Source organism: Streptomyces sp. DSM 40750 (genome assembly GCF_024612035.1).
GTDB lineage: Bacteria > Actinomycetota > Actinomycetes > Streptomycetales > Streptomycetaceae > Streptomyces.
This window is the reverse complement of sequence record NZ_CP102513.1, coordinates 9,455,103-9,471,181: the sequence shown is the minus strand read 5'-3', so window position 1 is coordinate 9,471,181 and position 16,079 is coordinate 9,455,103. Positions and strand designations below refer to the sequence as shown.

The window sequence follows — 16,079 nt, the reverse complement described above, 5'->3', positions numbered from 1 at the left end:
TCTCCGCATCTCCGCATCTCCGCATCTCCGCCAGGAACGCCACCGGAGTCGTCCCGGTGTGCGGCTGGAAGTCCTGAGAGCCTGGATTCCCTGCGTCGAACAAGGGAAGGAAACGGGAAGGCTCTGATCTGCCTGCGGGAATCCTCGACCGCGACCCCGGAGGTGATCCTGATCGCCACGGGCTCCGAGGTGCGGCCGGCCGTCGCCGCGCGGGAGCGGCTGGAGTCCGAGGGGGTCGGCACGCGGGTGGTGTCGATGCCGTCGGTGGAGTGGTTCGAGGAACAGCCGCGCGAACACCGCGAGAACGTGTTGCCGCCGTCCGTGAAGGCCCGCGTGGCGGTCGAGGCGGGGATCGGTCCGACCTGGTACCGGTACGTCGGTGACCACGGCCGCATCGTCTCGCTCGAACACTTCGGCGCCTCCGCCGACGCGAAGACCCTGTTCGCCGGGTACTGCCTCACCCCGAGAACGTCGTCACCGCCGCGAGGGAATCACTCCGCTCCGTCCGCGGTTGATGCGAGCGCCTGAAGGAAGATGATCATTGTGACCACCGAATCGACCGTGGCGACCACCGTCACGGAACCCCTGAAGCGCCTCTCCGACGAGGGCGTCTCCATCTGGCTCGACGACCTCTCCCGTGAGCGCGTCACCTCCGGCAACCTCGCGAAGCTCATCGAGAAGCGGCACGTCGTCGGCGTGACCACCAACCCGTCCATCTTCCAGGCCGCCATCGGCTCGGGAGAGGGCTACGAGGACCAGCTCGCCGACCTCGCCGTGCGCGGGGTGACGGTCGACGAGGCCGTACGGATGATGACGACCGCCGACGTACGCGCCGCCGCCGACGTCCTCCGCCCGGTGTACGACGCGACGGGGGGCCGGGACGGCCGGGTCTCCATCGAGGTCGACCCCCGGCTGGCCCACCACACCGCGGCGACCGTCGCCGAGGCCAAGCAGCTCGCCTGGCTCGTCGACCGCCCCAACGTGATGATCAAGATCCCGGCGACGAAGGCCGGCCTCCCGGCGATCACCGAGGTCATCGGCCTCGGTATCAGCGTCAACGTCACGCTGATCTTCTCGCTGGAGCGCCACTACGAGGTCATGCACGCCTATCTGGCGGGTCTGGAGAAGGCGCAGGCGGCGGGCCTCGATCTGTCCGCCATCCACTCCGTCGCCTCCTTCTTCGTCTCCCGCGTCGACACCGAGATCGACAAGCGGCTGACGGTGCTGGGCACGGACGAGGCGCTCGCCCGCAGAGGCCGCGCGGCGCTCGCCAACGCGCGGCTCGCCTACGAGGCGTACGCAGAGGTGTTCGGCCAGGCCGGCGACTCGACGCACCCCGGCAGCCGCTGGACCGCCCTCGCGGGGGCCCGGGCCAACAAGCAGCGCCCGCTGTGGGCCTCGACCGGTGTGAAGGACCCGGCGTACAAGGACACCCTGTACGTGGACGAACTCGTCGCGCCGGGCACGGTCAACACGATGCCGGAGGCCACACTCGACGCGGTCGCGGACCACGGCGTCATCCACGGGGACACGGTGAGCGGCGGCTACGCGCAGGCCCGCGCCGACCTCGCGGCCGTGGAGGCGCTCGGTGTCTCCTACGACGAGGTCGTGCGGCAACTGGAGGACGAGGGCGTCGCCAAGTTCGAGGCGGCGTGGCAGGACCTGCTGGACGCCGTGGCGAAGTCATTGAACAGCAAGGGAGTTGATGGGGAATGACCGCCGAGTGGCTCAACCCGCTCCGGGACCCGGGCGACCGCCGGCTCCCCCGGATCGCGGGCCCGTCCGGGCTCGTCATCTTCGGGGTGACCGGTGATCTGTCCCGCAAGAAGCTGATGCCGGCCGTGTACGACCTGGCCAACCGCGGTCTGCTGCCGCCGGGCTTCTCCCTGGTGGGCTTCGCCCGCCGGGACTGGGAGGACGAGGACTTCGCGCAGATCGTGCACGACGCGGTCCGCGAGCACGCCCGCACCGAGTTCCGCGAGGAGGTCTGGCAGCAGCTCGCCGAGGGAATGCGGTTCATCCCGGGCGACTTCGGCGACGACGAGGCGTTCAAGCGGCTCCGCGAGGCCGTCGAGGAGCTGGACTCCTCCCGGGGTACGGGCGGCAACTTCGCGTTCTACCTCTCCGTGCCGCCGAAGTCCTTCCCGAACGTCGTCAAACAGCTCAAGAAGCACGGGCTGGCCAGTCCGTCCGAGGGTTCCTGGCGGCGCGCGGTCATCGAGAAGCCGTTCGGTCACGACCTGGCCAGCGCGCGTGAGCTGAACGCGGTCCTGCACGACGTGTTCGACCCGGAGCAGGTCTTCCGCATCGACCACTACCTAGGCAAGGAGACCGTCCAGAACATCCTGGCGCTCCGCTTCGCCAACCAGATGTACGAGCCCATCTGGAACCGGAGTTACGTCGACCACGTACAGATCACGATGGCCGAGGACATCGGTATCGGCGGGCGCGCCGGGTACTACGACGGCATCGGCTCGGCCCGTGACGTCATCCAGAACCACCTCCTCCAACTGCTGGCCCTGACCGCCATGGAGGAACCGGCGGCCTTCGACGCCGAGTCGCTGCTGACCGAGAAGCTCAAGGCGCTGAAGGCCGTGCGGCTGCCGGACGACCTGGGCCGGCACACCGTGCGCGGGCAGTACGCGTCCGGCTGGCAGGGCGGCGAGCAGGTGCTCGGTTATCTGGAGGAGGACGGCATCGACCGGTCCTCGACCACGGACACGTACGCGGCGATCAAGCTGGGCATCGACAACCGCCGTTGGGCGGGAGTCCCCTTCTATCTGCGGACGGGCAAGCGGCTCGGCCGCCGCGTCACGGAGATCGCGGTCGTCTTCCAGCGCGCCCCGCACTCCCCCTTCGACTCCACCGCCACCGAGGAGCTGGGCCAGAACGCGATCGTCATCCGCGTCCAGCCGGACGAGGGCATGACCGTGCGCTTCGGTTCGAAGGTGCCGGGTACCTCGATGGAGATCCGGGACGTCACGATGGACTTCGCGTACGGCGAGTCGTTCACCGAGTCCAGCCCGGAGGCGTACGAACGGCTGATCCTCGATGTGCTGCTCGGCGACGCCAATCTCTTCCCCCGCCATCAGGAGGTGGAGGAGTCCTGGAAGATCCTCGACCCGATCGAGGAGTACTGGGCCAAGCAGGGCAGGCCCGCGCAGTACGCCTCGGGCAGTTGGGGCCCCGAGGAAGCGGACGAGATGCTCGCACAAGACGGACGGAGCTGGCGCAGGCCATGAAGATCGACCTCACCGACACCACGGCAAGCAAGATCAACAAGGCCCTGGTGCAGGGCCGCCGGGCCATCGGCACACCCGCCGTGGGCATGGTCCTCACGATGGTGATCGTGACGGACGAGGAGAACGCGTACGACTCGATCAAGGCGGCCGAGGAGGCCTCGCACGAACACCCCTCGCGCACCCTGGTCGTCATCAAACGGCACGCCCGCACGCCGAAGGACCGGACGAAGTCGCACCTGGACGCCGAGGTACGGGTCGGCGCCGACGCGGGCACCGGCGAGACGGTCGTGCTGCGGACGTACGGCGAGGTGTCCGACCACGCCGACTCCGTGGTCCTGCCGCTGCTGCTGCCGGACGCGCCGGTGGTGGTGTGGTGGCCGGTGGACTCGCCGGAGAACCCGGCGAAGGACCCGCTGGGCGCGCTCGCCCAGCGCCGGATCACCGACATGTACGCCGTGGAGACCCCGCTCGCCACCCTTGAGCAGCGGGTCGCCTCCTACACCCCCGGGGACACCGACCTGGCCTGGACCCGGCTGACGCCGTGGCGTTCGATGCTCGCGGCCGCCCTCGACCAGGCCAAGGAGACCATCACCTCGGCCGCCGTGGAGAGCGAGGCCGACAACCCGAGCGCCGAACTGCTGGCCCGCTGGCTGGAGGCCCGCCTCGGCGTGTCCGTCGAGCGCGTCCTGACCGCCGGACCCGTCGTGACGGGCGTGCGCCTCGGCACCGAGAAGGGCGAGATCGTCATCGACCGCCCCGAGGGCCCGCTCGCCACGCTCACCCTGCCGGGCCAGCCGTCCCGCACGCTCGCCCTGAAGGTGCGCGCCACCTCCGAGCTGATCGCCGAGGAACTGCGCCGCCTCGACGCCGACGAGATGTACGCCATCGCCCTGCGCGGCGGCGAGAACACCGGTGACAAGGCACTTCCAAACGTTCGTGACGCCCAGAAAGAAGTGAACTGACATGACAGCGATGCAGCTGGGCCTGATCGGTCTCGGCAAGATGGGCGGCAACATGCGCGAGCGGATCCGCCGCGCCGGCCACACCGTCATCGGCTACGACCGCAACCCCGACGTCTCCGACGTGGGCAGCCTGGCCGAACTGGTCGAGCGGCTCGACGGCCGGCGCATCATCTGGGTGATGGTCCCGGCCGGTGGCCCCACCCAGTCCGTCATCGACGAGCTGGCGGAGCTGCTGTCGCCCGGCGACACGGTCGTCGACGGCGGCAACTCCCGTTGGACGGACGACGAGAAGCACGCGGCCGAGCTGGGCGCGAAGGGCATCGGCTTCGTCGACGCGGGCGTCTCCGGCGGCGTATGGGGCCTGCAGAACGGCTACGCCCTGATGGTCGGCGGCGACAAGGAGCACGTCGAGCGGCTCCAGCCGATCTTCGAGGCGCTCAAGCCGGAGGGGCCGTACGGCTACGTCCACGCCGGCAAGGTGGGTGCCGGGCACTTCTCCAAGATGGTTCACAACGGCATCGAGTACGCCATGATGCAGGCGTACGCCGAGGGCTGGGAGCTGCTGGAGAAGGCCGAGTCGGTGACGGACGTCCGCGAGGTGTTCCGCTCCTGGCAGGACGGCACCGTCATCCGCTCCTGGCTGCTCGACCTCGCCGTCAACGCGCTCGACGAGGACGAGCACCTGCAGAAGCTGCGCGGGTACGCCGAGGACTCGGGCGAGGGCCGGTGGACGGTCGAGGCCGCCATCGACCACGCGGTGCCGCTGCCGGCGATCACCGCGTCGTTGTTCGCCCGTTTCGCCTCCCGGCAGGACGACTCGCCACAGATGAAGATGATCGCGGCGTTGCGTAATCAGTTCGGCGGGCACGCGGTCGAGTCGACCAAGTAAGTAGGCGTCTTCGGTACGTGGGTACATGTGGGACGTGCCGGAGCGTCGTGGCTGGTCGCGCAGCCCACCCGCGCCCCTTTGGGGCGGGGGTGGGCTGCAGCCGTTCAGGAGAGCAGGGCGGTGGTGAATGCGGCGTGGTGCGTCGTCAGCCAGCTCTGGAGGCGGTCCCAGCGAGCCCAGCCGCCCCGTTCCGCCAAGGCCCGGCGGTAGACGGCGTCGCCCTCGGCCACGCGTGTGGCGACGAAGGCTCGGCAGGCCGCCGTGGTCTGTCCGATGACTTCGGGCAGCTCGGCACGTTCTTGTGCGGAGAGGCCGTAGCTGTCGGCCAGGACACGTAGGCGCAGGGGCACATCCAGCCCGCCGCCCGGGTAGAGCGTCGCCGCGGATTCGGGGTCGAGCATGGGCACCCAGTAGCGGGCGGCCATGGCGACGTCCCAGACGGGACGGCCCGGTGCCGCCAGGTCGAAGTCGATGAGGGCGGTGGCGCGGCCGTCGCGGAAGACGACGTTGTCGGGGCAGACGTCGTTGTGGCAGAGCATCGTTCCGCCCTCCGGGTCGGCCAGGTCCCGCGGCCACTCCGCCCGGAGGTCGACGGCGACGGCCGCACTCGCCTCGTGGAGGCGTCGCAGCAGGCGGCCCACGGACGCCAGGGCGGTCTCCGTCAGCGCCCAGGGCGGGAACGGCGGCAGTGCCACGTCGCCGGGGACGAAGGTCAGCTGCTCGCGGCCGTCCGCGGTGAGGCCGACGGGAAGCGGGGCCCCTTCGAAGCCGTGCCGCCGCAGGGCGCGGAGGTGGGTGTGGAGGGCGGGCGCGGTGGGCGGCGCCGGGCGGTCGACGAGGGAACCCCGCCGGAAGACCTCGCCCGCGTTCACCGTGCCGCCGGCCAGTGCTTCTCCGTGGGGCGGTTCCCCGTCCGGTCCCTTCCCGTCGGTCGCCTCGTCCTCTGCCGTCATGCCGGTCACGCTACCGCCGAGATCTCCGCACACACGTCCCCGAACGCATCGTTCGAACGCGCCCCCGACGTGGCGGAATGTGAGATTCACCCACATTATTGTCAGATGTGTACATGGCGTGAACTGTCGCTGTGGCCGAACCTCGCCGCCGGTAGCGTGCGCCCCCTGTCCCGTATGCATCCCGTACGCATCCGTACGCGTCCGTACGAAGGAAACGCCGATGGCCGAGACCGGGCAGCACGATCAGCGGTACGAGCGGTACGAAGGTGGCAGCCCCGAGGCCGAGCGGCTCGTGCTCGAGCGGCTGGCGCGGGAGCTGATGGAGGTGCAGGTCAGGAACCGGCGGGCCGGGGGCGGCGGGCTCGCACGGGCGTTCCACGCGAAGGCCCCGCTGGGTGTGGAGAACGCGCGGCTGCGCTTCCACGACGATCTGCCGGTGGCGCTGCGGGTCGGTTTCGCGCAGCCCGGCGCCGACTATCCGGCGGTGGTCCGGCTCTCCAACGCGAGCGGTATCCGGCAGGGCGACGGCTCGCCCGACCTGCGGGGCGCGGCGGTGCGCGTGCAGGTGTCGGAGGGCGTGAGCCATGACCTGCTGGCCACCAGCTTTCCGGTGTCGCACGCGAGCAACGCGCGGGAGTTCGTGGCGTTCGCCAAGGCCATGGCGGGTGCGCGGACTCCGTTACGGAAGGCGTTCGGGCTGTTCGTGAAGCTGCCGTTGGCGGTGGGGCTGGGGACCGCCACGCGGATGCGGCGCAATGTGCGGGCGGCGACCCGGCGGACCGTCAATTCACTGGCCAACGAGACCTATTGGAGCCGCGGGGCGATTCTGTGGGGCGAGGCCGGGCCCGTGCGGTATCTGTTGCGGCCCGCGCCCGGTACGCCGACGGCGGCCGAACCCGATCGCGGGGACCCCGACTTCCTGCACCGGGACCTCGCGCGGCGGCTCGGGCAGGCGGATGTGGCGTTCGACCTGTGTGTGCAGCGGTACGTGGACGAGCGGCGCACGCCGATCGAGGACGCGGCGGTGGAGTGGAAGGACGCGGTGGCGCCGGCCGTGCCGATCGCCCGGCTCACCATCCCCGCCCAGGAGCTGGACGGCGCCGAGGCACGGGCCGCGGCGCGGCGGATCGAGGATCTGACCTTCAACCCCTGGTACACGACCGATGATTTCCGGCCACTGGGCAATATCAACCGGGCGCGCAAGGCGGGATATCAGGCGGGCGGCGCGCACCGTCTCGGGCTGCGCTTCGTCACCGCGGAACCCTTGCGCAACAGGCTGCTCGGCCGTCTCGTGGGTCCCGTCTTCGGGCTGCTGAACCGTGCCGTGCCATGGCACCGGCTGCCGTTGTCGCTGAGCCTGCTGAACCTGGTGTTCCTGCGGCGCGTGCTGCGCAAGCTGAACCTGATCGACACCGAGGTGCGTGAGGCGCCGCCGACGGCCCAGCCCGTACCGGAGCCCGTCCCGGAGCGGCTGCGCACGGAGCGGTCGTACGACGGGACGTACAACGATCTGTCGGAGCCGAGGATGGGCGCGGTGGGCGCCGCCTTCGGGCGGAACCTGAAGCCGGAGTACCGGCCGGACCTCTTCGACACACCGAACCCGGTCACGGTCAGCAGGCAGCTGCTGTACCGGGAGAGCTTCGTGCCCGCCACCTCGCTCAATGTGCTGGCGGCGGCGTGGATCCAGTTCCAGGTGCACGACTGGGTGAACCACCGGCGGTACAAGACCGGCGACCGCAGTGTGGAGGTGCCGCTGCCGCCCGGTTTCGACGGCGACTGGCAGAACGTGCCGGGCGGGCCGACGGAGCGGGTGATGCGGTTCGCGGAGAACGAGGGCATCGAGGCGCCGGGCCGGCCGCCGATCCTGTTCGCCAACTCCGCCTCGCACTGGTGGGACGGCTCCGAGGTGTACGGCGAGAACGAGCAGACCGCGCGGTTCCTGCGCGAGCCGGACGGGGGCGCGAAACTCCGCCTGGAGGACGGGCACTTGCCGGGCGGGGCGAACGGCATTCCGCTCACCGGGTTCAACGAGAGCTGGTGGATGGGGCTCAGCGCGATGCACACGCTGTTCGCGCGGGAGCACAACGCGGTGTGCGACGCGCTGCGCGCCGAGTACCCGTCGATGAGCGAGGAGAAGGTGTACCACACGGCCCGGCTCGTGGTGTCCGCGCTGATCGCGAAGATCCACACCGTGGAGTGGACCCCGGCGATCCTCGCCACGGAGGCGATCGATCTCGCGCTGCACACCAACTGGTCGGGCCCGCCGAAGAACTGGCTGAACCAGCTGGGCCTGTGGCTGTTCGAGGCGCACTCGCTGACGGGTATCCCGAAGACGCTGCCGGACCACCACGCGGCGCCGTACTCGCTGACCGAGGACTTCACGACCGTCTACCGGATGCATCCGCTGATCCCGGACGACTTCGAGCTACGGGAGCACCAGTTCGGGCGGCGGCTGGAGACGGTGGGCTTCCTGGACATCCAGGGCGGGGCGGCCGAGTCGCAGATCCGCAAGACGGGTCTCGCGAACTCGCTGTACTCGTTCGGCATCGCCCACCCGGGCGCGATCACGCTGCACAACTTCCCGCGCTCGCTGCAGCGCTTCGAGCGCGACGGGGAGATCATCGACCTGTCGGTCGTCGACCTCGTCCGTACCCGCAGGCGGGGCGTGCCGCGCTACAACGACTTCCGGGCCGGGCTGCACAGGGGGCGGATCCGTTCCTTCGAGGAGCTGACCGAGAACCCGGAGACGCTGGCGCGACTCAAGGACGTCTACCGGAGCGTCGACGAGATCGACACCGTGGTCGGGCTGTTCGCGGAGAACCCGCCGGAGGGCTTCGGGTTCAGCGACACCGCGTTCCGCGTCTTCATCCTGATGGCCAGCCGGCGCCTGCAGAGCGACCGGTTCCTGACCGTCGACTACCGGCCGGAGGTCTACACACCGCTCGGCATCGACTGGGTCGAGAAGGGCGGCATGAACTCCGTCGTCCTGCGCCACTGCCCGGAGCTGGCCCCGCTCCTGCCGCGCGGCGCGAGCGCGTTCGCGCCGTGGCGGACGGTGCGGGAGACCGGCAACGGCATCGCGAGCAACGGAAGTTCGAGCGACGGCGGTTCACCATGACGCCGTGACACACGACCCGGGGTGTGGCACGCCCCGGGTCCGAACCACAACGGGGGAAAGCGCATGACGTTCACCGACAATCAGTCCGAGCTGCCCGGAACCGGGGAGCTGTCCGCGACACCCGGGGCCGGCGAGCAACTCGCGGTGCAGGAGCCGCCGCCCGGCACCGCCGGTGCCACCACCCACCCGGGCCTCGCCGACCTCTTCGGGCGCCCGCTGCTCCGGACCGTGTGGCGGCGCCGTACGCATCGCGTGAGCCGGGGCGCCAAGGTGTCCGCCGGGACCATGACCTACACATCCCGCAACGCGGTGCAGCCTCTCTCCGAGCTGGAGGAGGCGGTGCTCATCGCGATCACCGGCACCACGGGGCTGACCATGCCCGACCGGCCCTTCGAGGACCCGGACGACGGCACGCCCATCATGTCCAAGCCCAACCTGACGATGGCGGGCCGCACCGCCGGGAGCCCGGACAACGCGCAGGGCACCCACTTCTTCCTCGTCAACGACACGGGCACCTACTTCCTGCGCAGGCTGCGGCCCGCGCCGGACGAGCCGTTCGACGCCGAGACCCTGGTGGCGCGGGCGCACGAGGCGAAGGTGAAGATCCTGGACGAACGCCTGGACGTGAAGCCGAACCAGCGGGACTTCCCGGCGTACCTGGACTCGAACCGCTTCCTGTCCAACCTCCCCGGAACGACCCTGCTGTTCCCGGTGGTCGATCTCTCGCACCAGTACGTCAACGCGCTGATGTATCTGCTCACACAGCCGGACGGGGCTCGCCCCACCCTCGTGGACGACCGCAACTTCTACCGTCCCGCCGGGGTGAGGAAGTGGGTCAAGAACGGCTTCCTCAACGGGGATCTGAAGCTGCCCCTCGGCGCCCTCGGCCCGATGCGCACCCAGATCGAGGCGGACCTGCTCCTGCAGAACCTGATGCTCACGGCCGAGGCGATGGGCCTGGGCGCCTGGATCCACGCGTCCATCAACCCGCAGATCGCCCTCGGCGACCCGAAGTTCTCCCGGGCGTACGGCAAGATGCTCGGCTTCGACTTCGTGACCCCGCGCTGGCGGCTGTCCGACATCTGGCGCTGGCACATCCCTCTGCCGAAGTACGCCAAGGTCCGCTCGCATCCGGTCCGGCTCCCCTCCCCTGACGGCGGCGCCCCGCTGATCGCCGCCGCCTGCCCGCCCACGTTCGGGACCATGTCGGAAGCCGTGGAGACGATCATCAAGGAGAAGTTCGGCCCGGGCGGCGTCTACACCGACCGGGATGTCTTCGCCCGCATCTACCGGGAGGACTACGGGCAGCGCTATCTCACCGAGGCCAGTGAGTACGAGGAGCGGGTGATCGACTGCGCCCGCGACATCTGCGAGTACATCCTCCGCACACACGGCCGCTTCCCGGCCCACACGGACGCGATCCATGTCCCGGGCGTGTGGCTCCAGGTCCACCACGTGGAGAACGAGTACTACGAGGAGTTCTTCACGAACGGCCTCACGGACGCGCACCGGGCCCACGCCGGGGCGTGGGGTCACTAGCAGCGGGGGGTCAGCCGGGATCCGGCCAGGAGCGTGGGGCCGGATCCCGGTAGTTGACAGCTGCAAGGGTCCCGGGTGAGAGTCCCGAGTGATGATGATCAACGATCTGACGGCGGCCGAGCGGCGGGTCTGGGACGCGTTTCCCCGGGGCGCGGCGGTGGAGTTCGGGACCGCCGACGACGAGGACGCCGCGGACGGCACCGGGTGGGGCCCGGAGCGGACCGTACGGGCCCGGGTGCTGCGGGCATTGCTGCTCACCGCTCCCCAGGAGGAGGGCGAGGTCGCGGCCCTCAAGATCGCGGGCGCCCGGATCACCGGCAAGCTGGACCTGAAGTACGCGACGGTCGACAGCGTCGTACGGCTGAGCGACTGCCACTTCGACGAGGCACCCGACTTCTCAGGTGCGCAGTTCACCTACCTCAACCTGACCAAGTCCGTGCTGCCCGGCCTGCGTTCGGCGCGGGTGCGGGTCGACGGCGGGCTGCGGTTGACGGAGTGCCGGTTCCGGGGGCCGGTCAGGCTCACCGGTGCGCAGATCTCCGGGACCCTCTTCATGGAGCGCGCCGAGTTCACCGCGCCGGACGACGAGCCCGCGCTGCGGCTCAACCAGGCGGAGATCGGGGAGGAGTTGTGCGCTCCCGGGCTGCGCGCGAACGGCGAGGTCCGGCTCGGCGGTGCCCATGTCGCCGGCGCGGTCGACCTGAGGCGCTGTCGGCTGCACCGGCCCGGCGGCACTGCCCTCAGCGCGGAGACACTCGCCACCGAGTCCGACGTCGTGCTGCGGCACGCGGACGTACGCGGCCGGGTCGAGATGCGCGGTGCCCGGGTGGGCGGCCAGCTGGACCTGGCGTACGCGCGGCTGTCGGACCCCGGCGGTATGGCACTGCGGGTGAGCAGTTCCGTCATCAGCGAACTGTGGCTGCGCGACGGACCTCCGATGGAGGGCGTCCTCAATATGCGCCGCGCCCAGATAGAGGTGCTGGTCCTGGAGCCGGACATGCTGCCCGAGAAGGTCCTCCTGAACAGCCTCACCTACACCTCCCTCATCCCGCACGAGCCCGCCCAGCGGCGGCTGCCCATGCTGGAGCGGGACGGGGAGGCATATCTGCCCTACTCATACGAGCAGTTGACGGCCGCGTACCGCAGGATCGGTGACGACGACGCCGCCCGGCTCGTCCAGCTCGCCAAGCAGCGCCGCCATCGCGCCACGCTCCGCTGGCACGGGCGGCTCTGGGGATACGCCCAGGACGCCACCGTCGGCTACGGCTTCCGCCCGCTGCGCGCGGCCGTCTGGCTGCTCTCGCTGATGGCGGTGGGCTCGGTGGCGTACGCGGTGCGGCCGCCCGAGCCGCTCAAGGCGGACGAGGCCCCGGAGTTCAACCCCGTCTTCTACACCCTCGACCTGCTCCTCCCGATCATCGACTTCGGGCAGGAGCGGGCGTACGCGCCCGACGGCTGGTCGCAGTGGCTGTCGTACGTCCTCGTCATCACCGGCTGGATCCTGGCGACGACGGTCGTCACGGGTGTGACGCGCACGGTCAGCCGCCAGTGACCGGTGACTCCCTTCACCTGACCGGCCGTTGGACGTGCTGGGCGGCGAGCCGCACGGGGGCGTTCTGCGCGCCGTAGCCCTTGTGGTGGCCGTCCCGCTGGACGAGTTCGAAGAAGACGCGGCCCACGGTCTCGGTGTAGCAGTGGCGGAACTCGCCGTCCGCGTCGCGGTCGTAGAGGATGCCGAGTTCGCGGTACGTCTCCAGCTCGCCGTCGGCGAACTCGAACCGTGCGGCCAGGTCGTCGTAGTAGTTCGCGGGGACGGCCAGCAGTCGGCCCCCGGCCGCGCGGAAGGCACGGGCGGCGGCGACCACGTCGTCCGTGGCGAGGGCGATGTGCTGGGCGCGGGCGGTGTCGTCGGTCGGGGCGGGGCCGACGCTGAGGGCGATACGGACGCTGCCGTCCTCGTTGGTCACCGGCCGGCTGCGGAACAGGCCGTACGGGTCGGCGACGTCGACGCTCTCGCTGGCGTGGAGGCCGAGCACCGTGCGGTGGAAGAGCGCCGCCTCGTCGAACTGGTGCCAGGGCTGGGTCAGGGCGAGGTGGTCGACGCGGTGGATGTGGCCCGTGACCTCCGTGTGCTCCACGGGCCGGAAGTCCCCGGTCCAGCTGGGGAGTTCGGGGCGGTCCGTCGCGCAGAAGAAGAGTTCCGTGCCGTCGGGCGCGGCCACCGCGTCCAGCGGCGCGTCCTCGGCGGCGCGGCGGCGCGGCAGGACCGGGGCGAGCAGGGCCTCGGCACGGCGGGCGGCGCCGGCCGGGTCCGGTGACTCCAGGCCGATCGCGGCGAGCTGGGTGCCGTCGCGCCGGGCGGCCGGGCCGGTGTTGACCAGCACCCGCGCCTCGCCCTGCTGCCACAGGTCCACCGGCTTGCTGCGGTGCCGGGCCGTGCGGGCGAAGCCGAGCGCACCGAGCAGCGCGCCCACCGGCTCGGCGTCGGGCGTGACGAGCTCGGTGAAGGCGACACCGGTGGGCACCACCCGCTCCGGCAGCGCGGCGATGCCCGCCGACTCCTGGAGCATCAGCAGCGAGCGGTGGGCGTCCACGGCGGTGGGTCCGGCCTCGGCCTGCCGGAAGACGTCGTTGAAGACCTCCAGGGAGAGCGGCCCCGCGTATCCGGCCGCCATGACGTGCTTGACCAGGCCGGTGACATCGAAGCCGCCCTGCCCCGGGAAACACCGGTAGTGCCGGCTCCACTGCAACACGTCCATCGCCATCAGCGGCGCGTCGGCCAGCTGGAGGAAGAAGATCTTCTCGCCGGGGATGTCCTCGATGCCCTTGGGATCGGACCTGCGGGCGAGAATGTGGAAGCTGTCCAGGCAGGTGCCGAGCGCGGGGTGATCGGCCGCCTCGACGATGCGCCACGCATGGCCGTACGTACTGACGTGCCGCCCCCACGCCAGCGCCTCGTACGCCACTCGGATGCCGAACTCCTGTGCCAGACTGGCCAGTTGGCGCAGGTGGTACGCGGCGAGCGCGTCGTCGTCCTCGGCGAGCGGGTGGACGCTGGAGCAGACGAGCACCGTGTCGACGCCGAGCCGGCCCATCAGCTCGAACTTGTGGCGGGCACGCCGGAGATTGCTGTCGAACACCTCCGCCGGTACGGCCTCGATGTCCCGCATCGGCTGATAGAGATCGATGCTCAGCCCCAGATCCGCACAGCGAGCCCGGATCTCCTCCGGAGTGAGAGGGCTGGCGAGCAGATCGTTCTCGAAGATCTCCACCCCGTCGAAGCCGGCCCGCGCTGCGGCCGTGAGCTTCTCGGTGAGGGACCCGCTGAGGGAGACGGTGGCGATGGATGTACGCATGGGGAGCTCCTTCAAACCGACTCGCGCCCCAGTCCTCTCGGGGGCGCGGGGCGAGACATTGTGCGGCTCTGCCGCGTGGGCGCGATCAGTCACGGACGACCCGCAGCCGACATACCTGGCAGGCCCTCGCGGCGCTTAGTTGTGAACGCCCGCAACCCCGGCCAGCTCGGCGATGTCGGCCAACATCCGCGAAGCGTCGGGCTCACGTCCCGTGAACAACCGAAACGCGTCCGCCGCCTGGAACACCGCCATCCCTCCCCCGTCCAGCGTGGCGCAGCCAATCGCCCTCGCGGCCCGCAGCAGCTCCGTCTCCAACGGCCGGTACACCACCTCCGCCACCCACAGCCCGGGACGCAGCGACTCCGCGGCGAACGGCAGCCCGGGGTGCGCCGCCATCCCCGTCGGCGTCGCGTGGACGATCCCGTCGGCCGCGCCCAGCAGCGCCGGCAACGCGTCCGGCGTCGCCGCGGCGGCCCGCCCCTGACCGAAGTGCCGGTTGAGGGAGGCGGCGAGGTCGGTCGCCCGGTCGGGCATCGCGTCGACGACGGTGACATGCTCCGCGCCGAGGGTGAGCGTGGCGTGCGCGACGGCCGCGCCCGCGCCCCCGGCGCCCAGCTGCACCACCTTCTCCAGCGGGGCGTCGGGCAGGCCGCGGGCGAAGGACGCGGCGAAGCCGGTGACGTCCGTGTTGTGGCCGATCGCGCGCCCGTCCTCGAAGACGACGGTGTTGACCGCGCCGAGAGCGGCGGCCTGCGGAGCGAGCGCGTCGAGGTGCTCGATGACGAGCTGCTTGCACGGGTGGGTGATGTTCAGCCCGTCGAAACCCAGATCACGGGCGGCACGTACGAGGTCGCCCACCGCATCCGGGCCGACCCCGAGATCGTCGATGTCGATCAGCCGGTACAGATAGCGCAGACCCTGCCGGTCGGCCTCCCGCTCGTGCAGGGCGGGACTGAGCGAGGGCCCGATTCCGGAACCGATGAGGCCGACGAGATACGAGTCCTGCGAGGAGACAGGGTTCGAGACCTTGGGCACGGCGGGGCCTCCTGAGCGGCTCACTAATGTACGAACTAGTACGTTAGTCATAGCAGCCGAGGTCGGGCATGGGAAGCCCCCTGTTCGCGACGCGACCGCGACCGGGAACGCGGCACCGAGCCGATATGCGCGGGCTTCTACAATCGCGGTCACAGGCCCCTTGCCCGAAGGAACCCGATGACCAGCGTCGAAGAACCGGCACGACCGAACGGGCGCATCCGTGACGCCGCCCGCACCAAGGCCGAGATCCTCGACGTCGCGACCAAGGAGTTCGCCCGTTCCGGGTTCGCCGGGGCCCGGGTCGACGAGATCGCCGCCCGGACCCGCACCACGAAGCGGATGATCTACTACTACTTCGGCGGCAAGGAGCAGCTCTTCACCGCCGTGCTGGAGCGGGCGTACTCCGTGATCCGGCAGACGGAGCAGGAGCTGGACGTCGAGCATCTGGACCCGGTCGCGGCCATCCGCCGGCTGGCCGAGGTGACGTTCGACCACCACGAGGCGCACCCCGACTTCATCCGTCTGGTCAGCATCGAGAACATCCATGAGGCCGAGCACATCGCCTCCTCCGAGATGCTCGGCAAGATCGGCTCCCCGGCCCTGGACGTGATCCGCCGGATCCTGGAGTCGGGCCAGAAGTCGGGCCTGTTCACGGCGGACGTCGACGCCGTCGACCTGCACGCGATGATCAGCGCCTTCTGCTTCTTCCGGGTAGCCAACCGGCACACCTTCGGCGCCCTCTTCGGCCGTGACCTGGTCGATCCGGGTCAGCGCGAGCACTACCGCGCGATGCTCGGCGACATGGTGATCGCGTACCTGACGGCGGACCGCGCGACGGACTGAGGCCACGGCGGCGGGGCGAGGGCGAACGGTCTCGGCCGGGTGTCGGTGTCTCGGCCGGATATCGGTCGGATCTCGCGGGGAAGATCCTTCGACGCCACCCCTTGACACCCGGGAAACGTGGGCGCAACATCCGTAGCCAACC

11 protein-coding genes and 1 pseudogene are annotated in these 16,079 nt (G+C 70.5%); 9 read left to right on the top strand and 3 right to left on the bottom strand.

The window, feature by feature from the left end; all coding sequences use genetic code 11:
- Nucleotides 1-132 precede the first annotated feature (132 nt).
- From JIX55_RS41470 to gnd, 5 genes and pseudogenes are all read left to right on the top strand, one after another.
- Nucleotides 133-515, top strand: a pseudogene (locus JIX55_RS41470) (transketolase-like TK C-terminal-containing protein); the annotation flags it as partial.
- 19 nt (nucleotides 516-534) lie between these two features.
- The gene (gene tal, locus JIX55_RS41465; RefSeq protein WP_257568356.1) at nucleotides 535-1,716 is read left to right on the top strand and encodes a transaldolase; all 1,182 of its coding nucleotides are present in this window, start codon (nucleotides 535-537) and stop codon (nucleotides 1,714-1,716) included.
- A complete protein-coding gene (zwf, locus tag JIX55_RS41460) occupies nucleotides 1,713-3,242 on the top strand; it encodes a glucose-6-phosphate dehydrogenase (RefSeq protein WP_257568355.1) in 1,530 nt (509 codons plus the stop codon). The genes tal and zwf overlap by 4 nt, the downstream gene beginning before the upstream one ends.
- Nucleotides 3,239-4,204: a glucose-6-phosphate dehydrogenase assembly protein OpcA gene (gene opcA, locus JIX55_RS41455; protein ID WP_257568354.1), complete on the top strand. Its 966-nt coding sequence runs from the start codon at nucleotides 3,239-3,241 to the stop codon at nucleotides 4,202-4,204. Before zwf ends, opcA begins: the two co-directional genes overlap by 4 nt.
- Before the next feature lie 10 nt (nucleotides 4,205-4,214).
- Nucleotides 4,215-5,093 (top strand): phosphogluconate dehydrogenase (NAD(+)-dependent, decarboxylating), encoded by an 879-nt coding sequence (gene gnd / locus JIX55_RS41450; protein WP_257569658.1) that lies wholly within the window; start codon nucleotides 4,215-4,217, stop codon nucleotides 5,091-5,093.
- Nucleotides 5,094-5,197: 104 nt separating this feature from the next.
- Here gnd and JIX55_RS41445 read toward each other — a convergent pair whose 3' ends face one another.
- A complete protein-coding gene (locus tag JIX55_RS41445) occupies nucleotides 5,198-6,046 on the bottom strand; it encodes a phosphotransferase (RefSeq protein WP_257568353.1) in 849 nt (282 codons plus the stop codon).
- A 220-nt stretch (nucleotides 6,047-6,266) separates the two neighbouring features.
- Here JIX55_RS41445 and JIX55_RS41440 point away from each other — a divergent pair, with 220 nt between their 5' ends.
- The 3 genes from JIX55_RS41440 (at nucleotide 6,267) to JIX55_RS41430 (ending at nucleotide 12,255) form a co-directional block, all read left to right on the top strand.
- Nucleotides 6,267-9,164 (top strand): peroxidase family protein, encoded by a 2,898-nt coding sequence (locus tag JIX55_RS41440; RefSeq protein WP_257568352.1) that lies wholly within the window; start codon nucleotides 6,267-6,269, stop codon nucleotides 9,162-9,164.
- Between the two features lie 63 nt (nucleotides 9,165-9,227).
- The gene (locus JIX55_RS41435) at nucleotides 9,228-10,703 is read left to right on the top strand and encodes a hypothetical protein (protein ID WP_257568351.1); all 1,476 of its coding nucleotides are present in this window, start codon (nucleotides 9,228-9,230) and stop codon (nucleotides 10,701-10,703) included.
- 91 nt (nucleotides 10,704-10,794) lie between these two features.
- Nucleotides 10,795-12,255, top strand: a complete 1,461-nt coding sequence (locus JIX55_RS41430) for a pentapeptide repeat-containing protein (protein ID WP_257568350.1) — start codon at nucleotides 10,795-10,797, stop codon at nucleotides 12,253-12,255.
- Between the two features lie 13 nt (nucleotides 12,256-12,268).
- On the opposite strand, the gene JIX55_RS41425 is transcribed toward JIX55_RS41430, so the two are convergent.
- Together JIX55_RS41425 and JIX55_RS41420 are read right to left on the bottom strand one after the other, a co-directional pair.
- Nucleotides 12,269-14,059, bottom strand: a complete 1,791-nt coding sequence (locus tag JIX55_RS41425) for a bifunctional sugar phosphate isomerase/epimerase/4-hydroxyphenylpyruvate dioxygenase family protein (protein ID WP_257568349.1) — start codon at nucleotides 14,057-14,059, stop codon at nucleotides 12,269-12,271.
- A 135-nt stretch (nucleotides 14,060-14,194) separates the two neighbouring features.
- A complete protein-coding gene (locus tag JIX55_RS41420) occupies nucleotides 14,195-15,094 on the bottom strand; it encodes a shikimate dehydrogenase (protein WP_257568348.1) in 900 nt (299 codons plus the stop codon).
- 177 nt (nucleotides 15,095-15,271) lie between these two features.
- Here JIX55_RS41420 and JIX55_RS41415 point away from each other — a divergent pair, with 177 nt between their 5' ends.
- Complete coding sequence (locus JIX55_RS41415; RefSeq protein WP_257568347.1) at nucleotides 15,272-15,937, top strand: TetR/AcrR family transcriptional regulator; 666 nt, start codon at nucleotides 15,272-15,274, stop codon at nucleotides 15,935-15,937.
- The last annotated feature ends 142 nt before the right edge of the window (nucleotides 15,938-16,079 follow it).

Excerpts from the sequence above, each read along its gene's own strand:
- tal (WP_257568356.1), top strand. The coding sequence starts at position 535 with ATGATCATTGTGACCACCGAATCGACCGTGGCGACCACCGTCACGGAA.
- zwf (WP_257568355.1), top strand. The coding sequence starts at position 1,713 with ATGACCGCCGAGTGGCTCAACCCGCTCCGGGACCCGGGCGACCGCCGG.
- JIX55_RS41415 (WP_257568347.1), top strand. The coding sequence starts at position 15,272 with ATGACCAGCGTCGAAGAACCGGCACGACCGAACGGGCGCATCCGTGAC.
- JIX55_RS41435 (WP_257568351.1), top strand. The coding sequence starts at position 9,228 with ATGACGTTCACCGACAATCAGTCCGAGCTGCCCGGAACCGGGGAGCTG.
- gnd (WP_257569658.1), top strand. The coding sequence starts at position 4,215 with ATGCAGCTGGGCCTGATCGGTCTCGGCAAGATGGGCGGCAACATGCGC.
- JIX55_RS41425 (WP_257568349.1), bottom strand. The coding sequence starts at position 14,059 with ATGCGTACATCCATCGCCACCGTCTCCCTCAGCGGGTCCCTCACCGAG.
- opcA (WP_257568354.1), top strand. The coding sequence starts at position 3,239 with ATGAAGATCGACCTCACCGACACCACGGCAAGCAAGATCAACAAGGCC.
- JIX55_RS41430 (WP_257568350.1), top strand. The coding sequence starts at position 10,795 with ATGATGATCAACGATCTGACGGCGGCCGAGCGGCGGGTCTGGGACGCG.
- JIX55_RS41445 (WP_257568353.1), bottom strand. The coding sequence starts at position 6,046 with ATGACGGCAGAGGACGAGGCGACCGACGGGAAGGGACCGGACGGGGAA.
- JIX55_RS41440 (WP_257568352.1), top strand. The coding sequence starts at position 6,267 with ATGGCCGAGACCGGGCAGCACGATCAGCGGTACGAGCGGTACGAAGGT.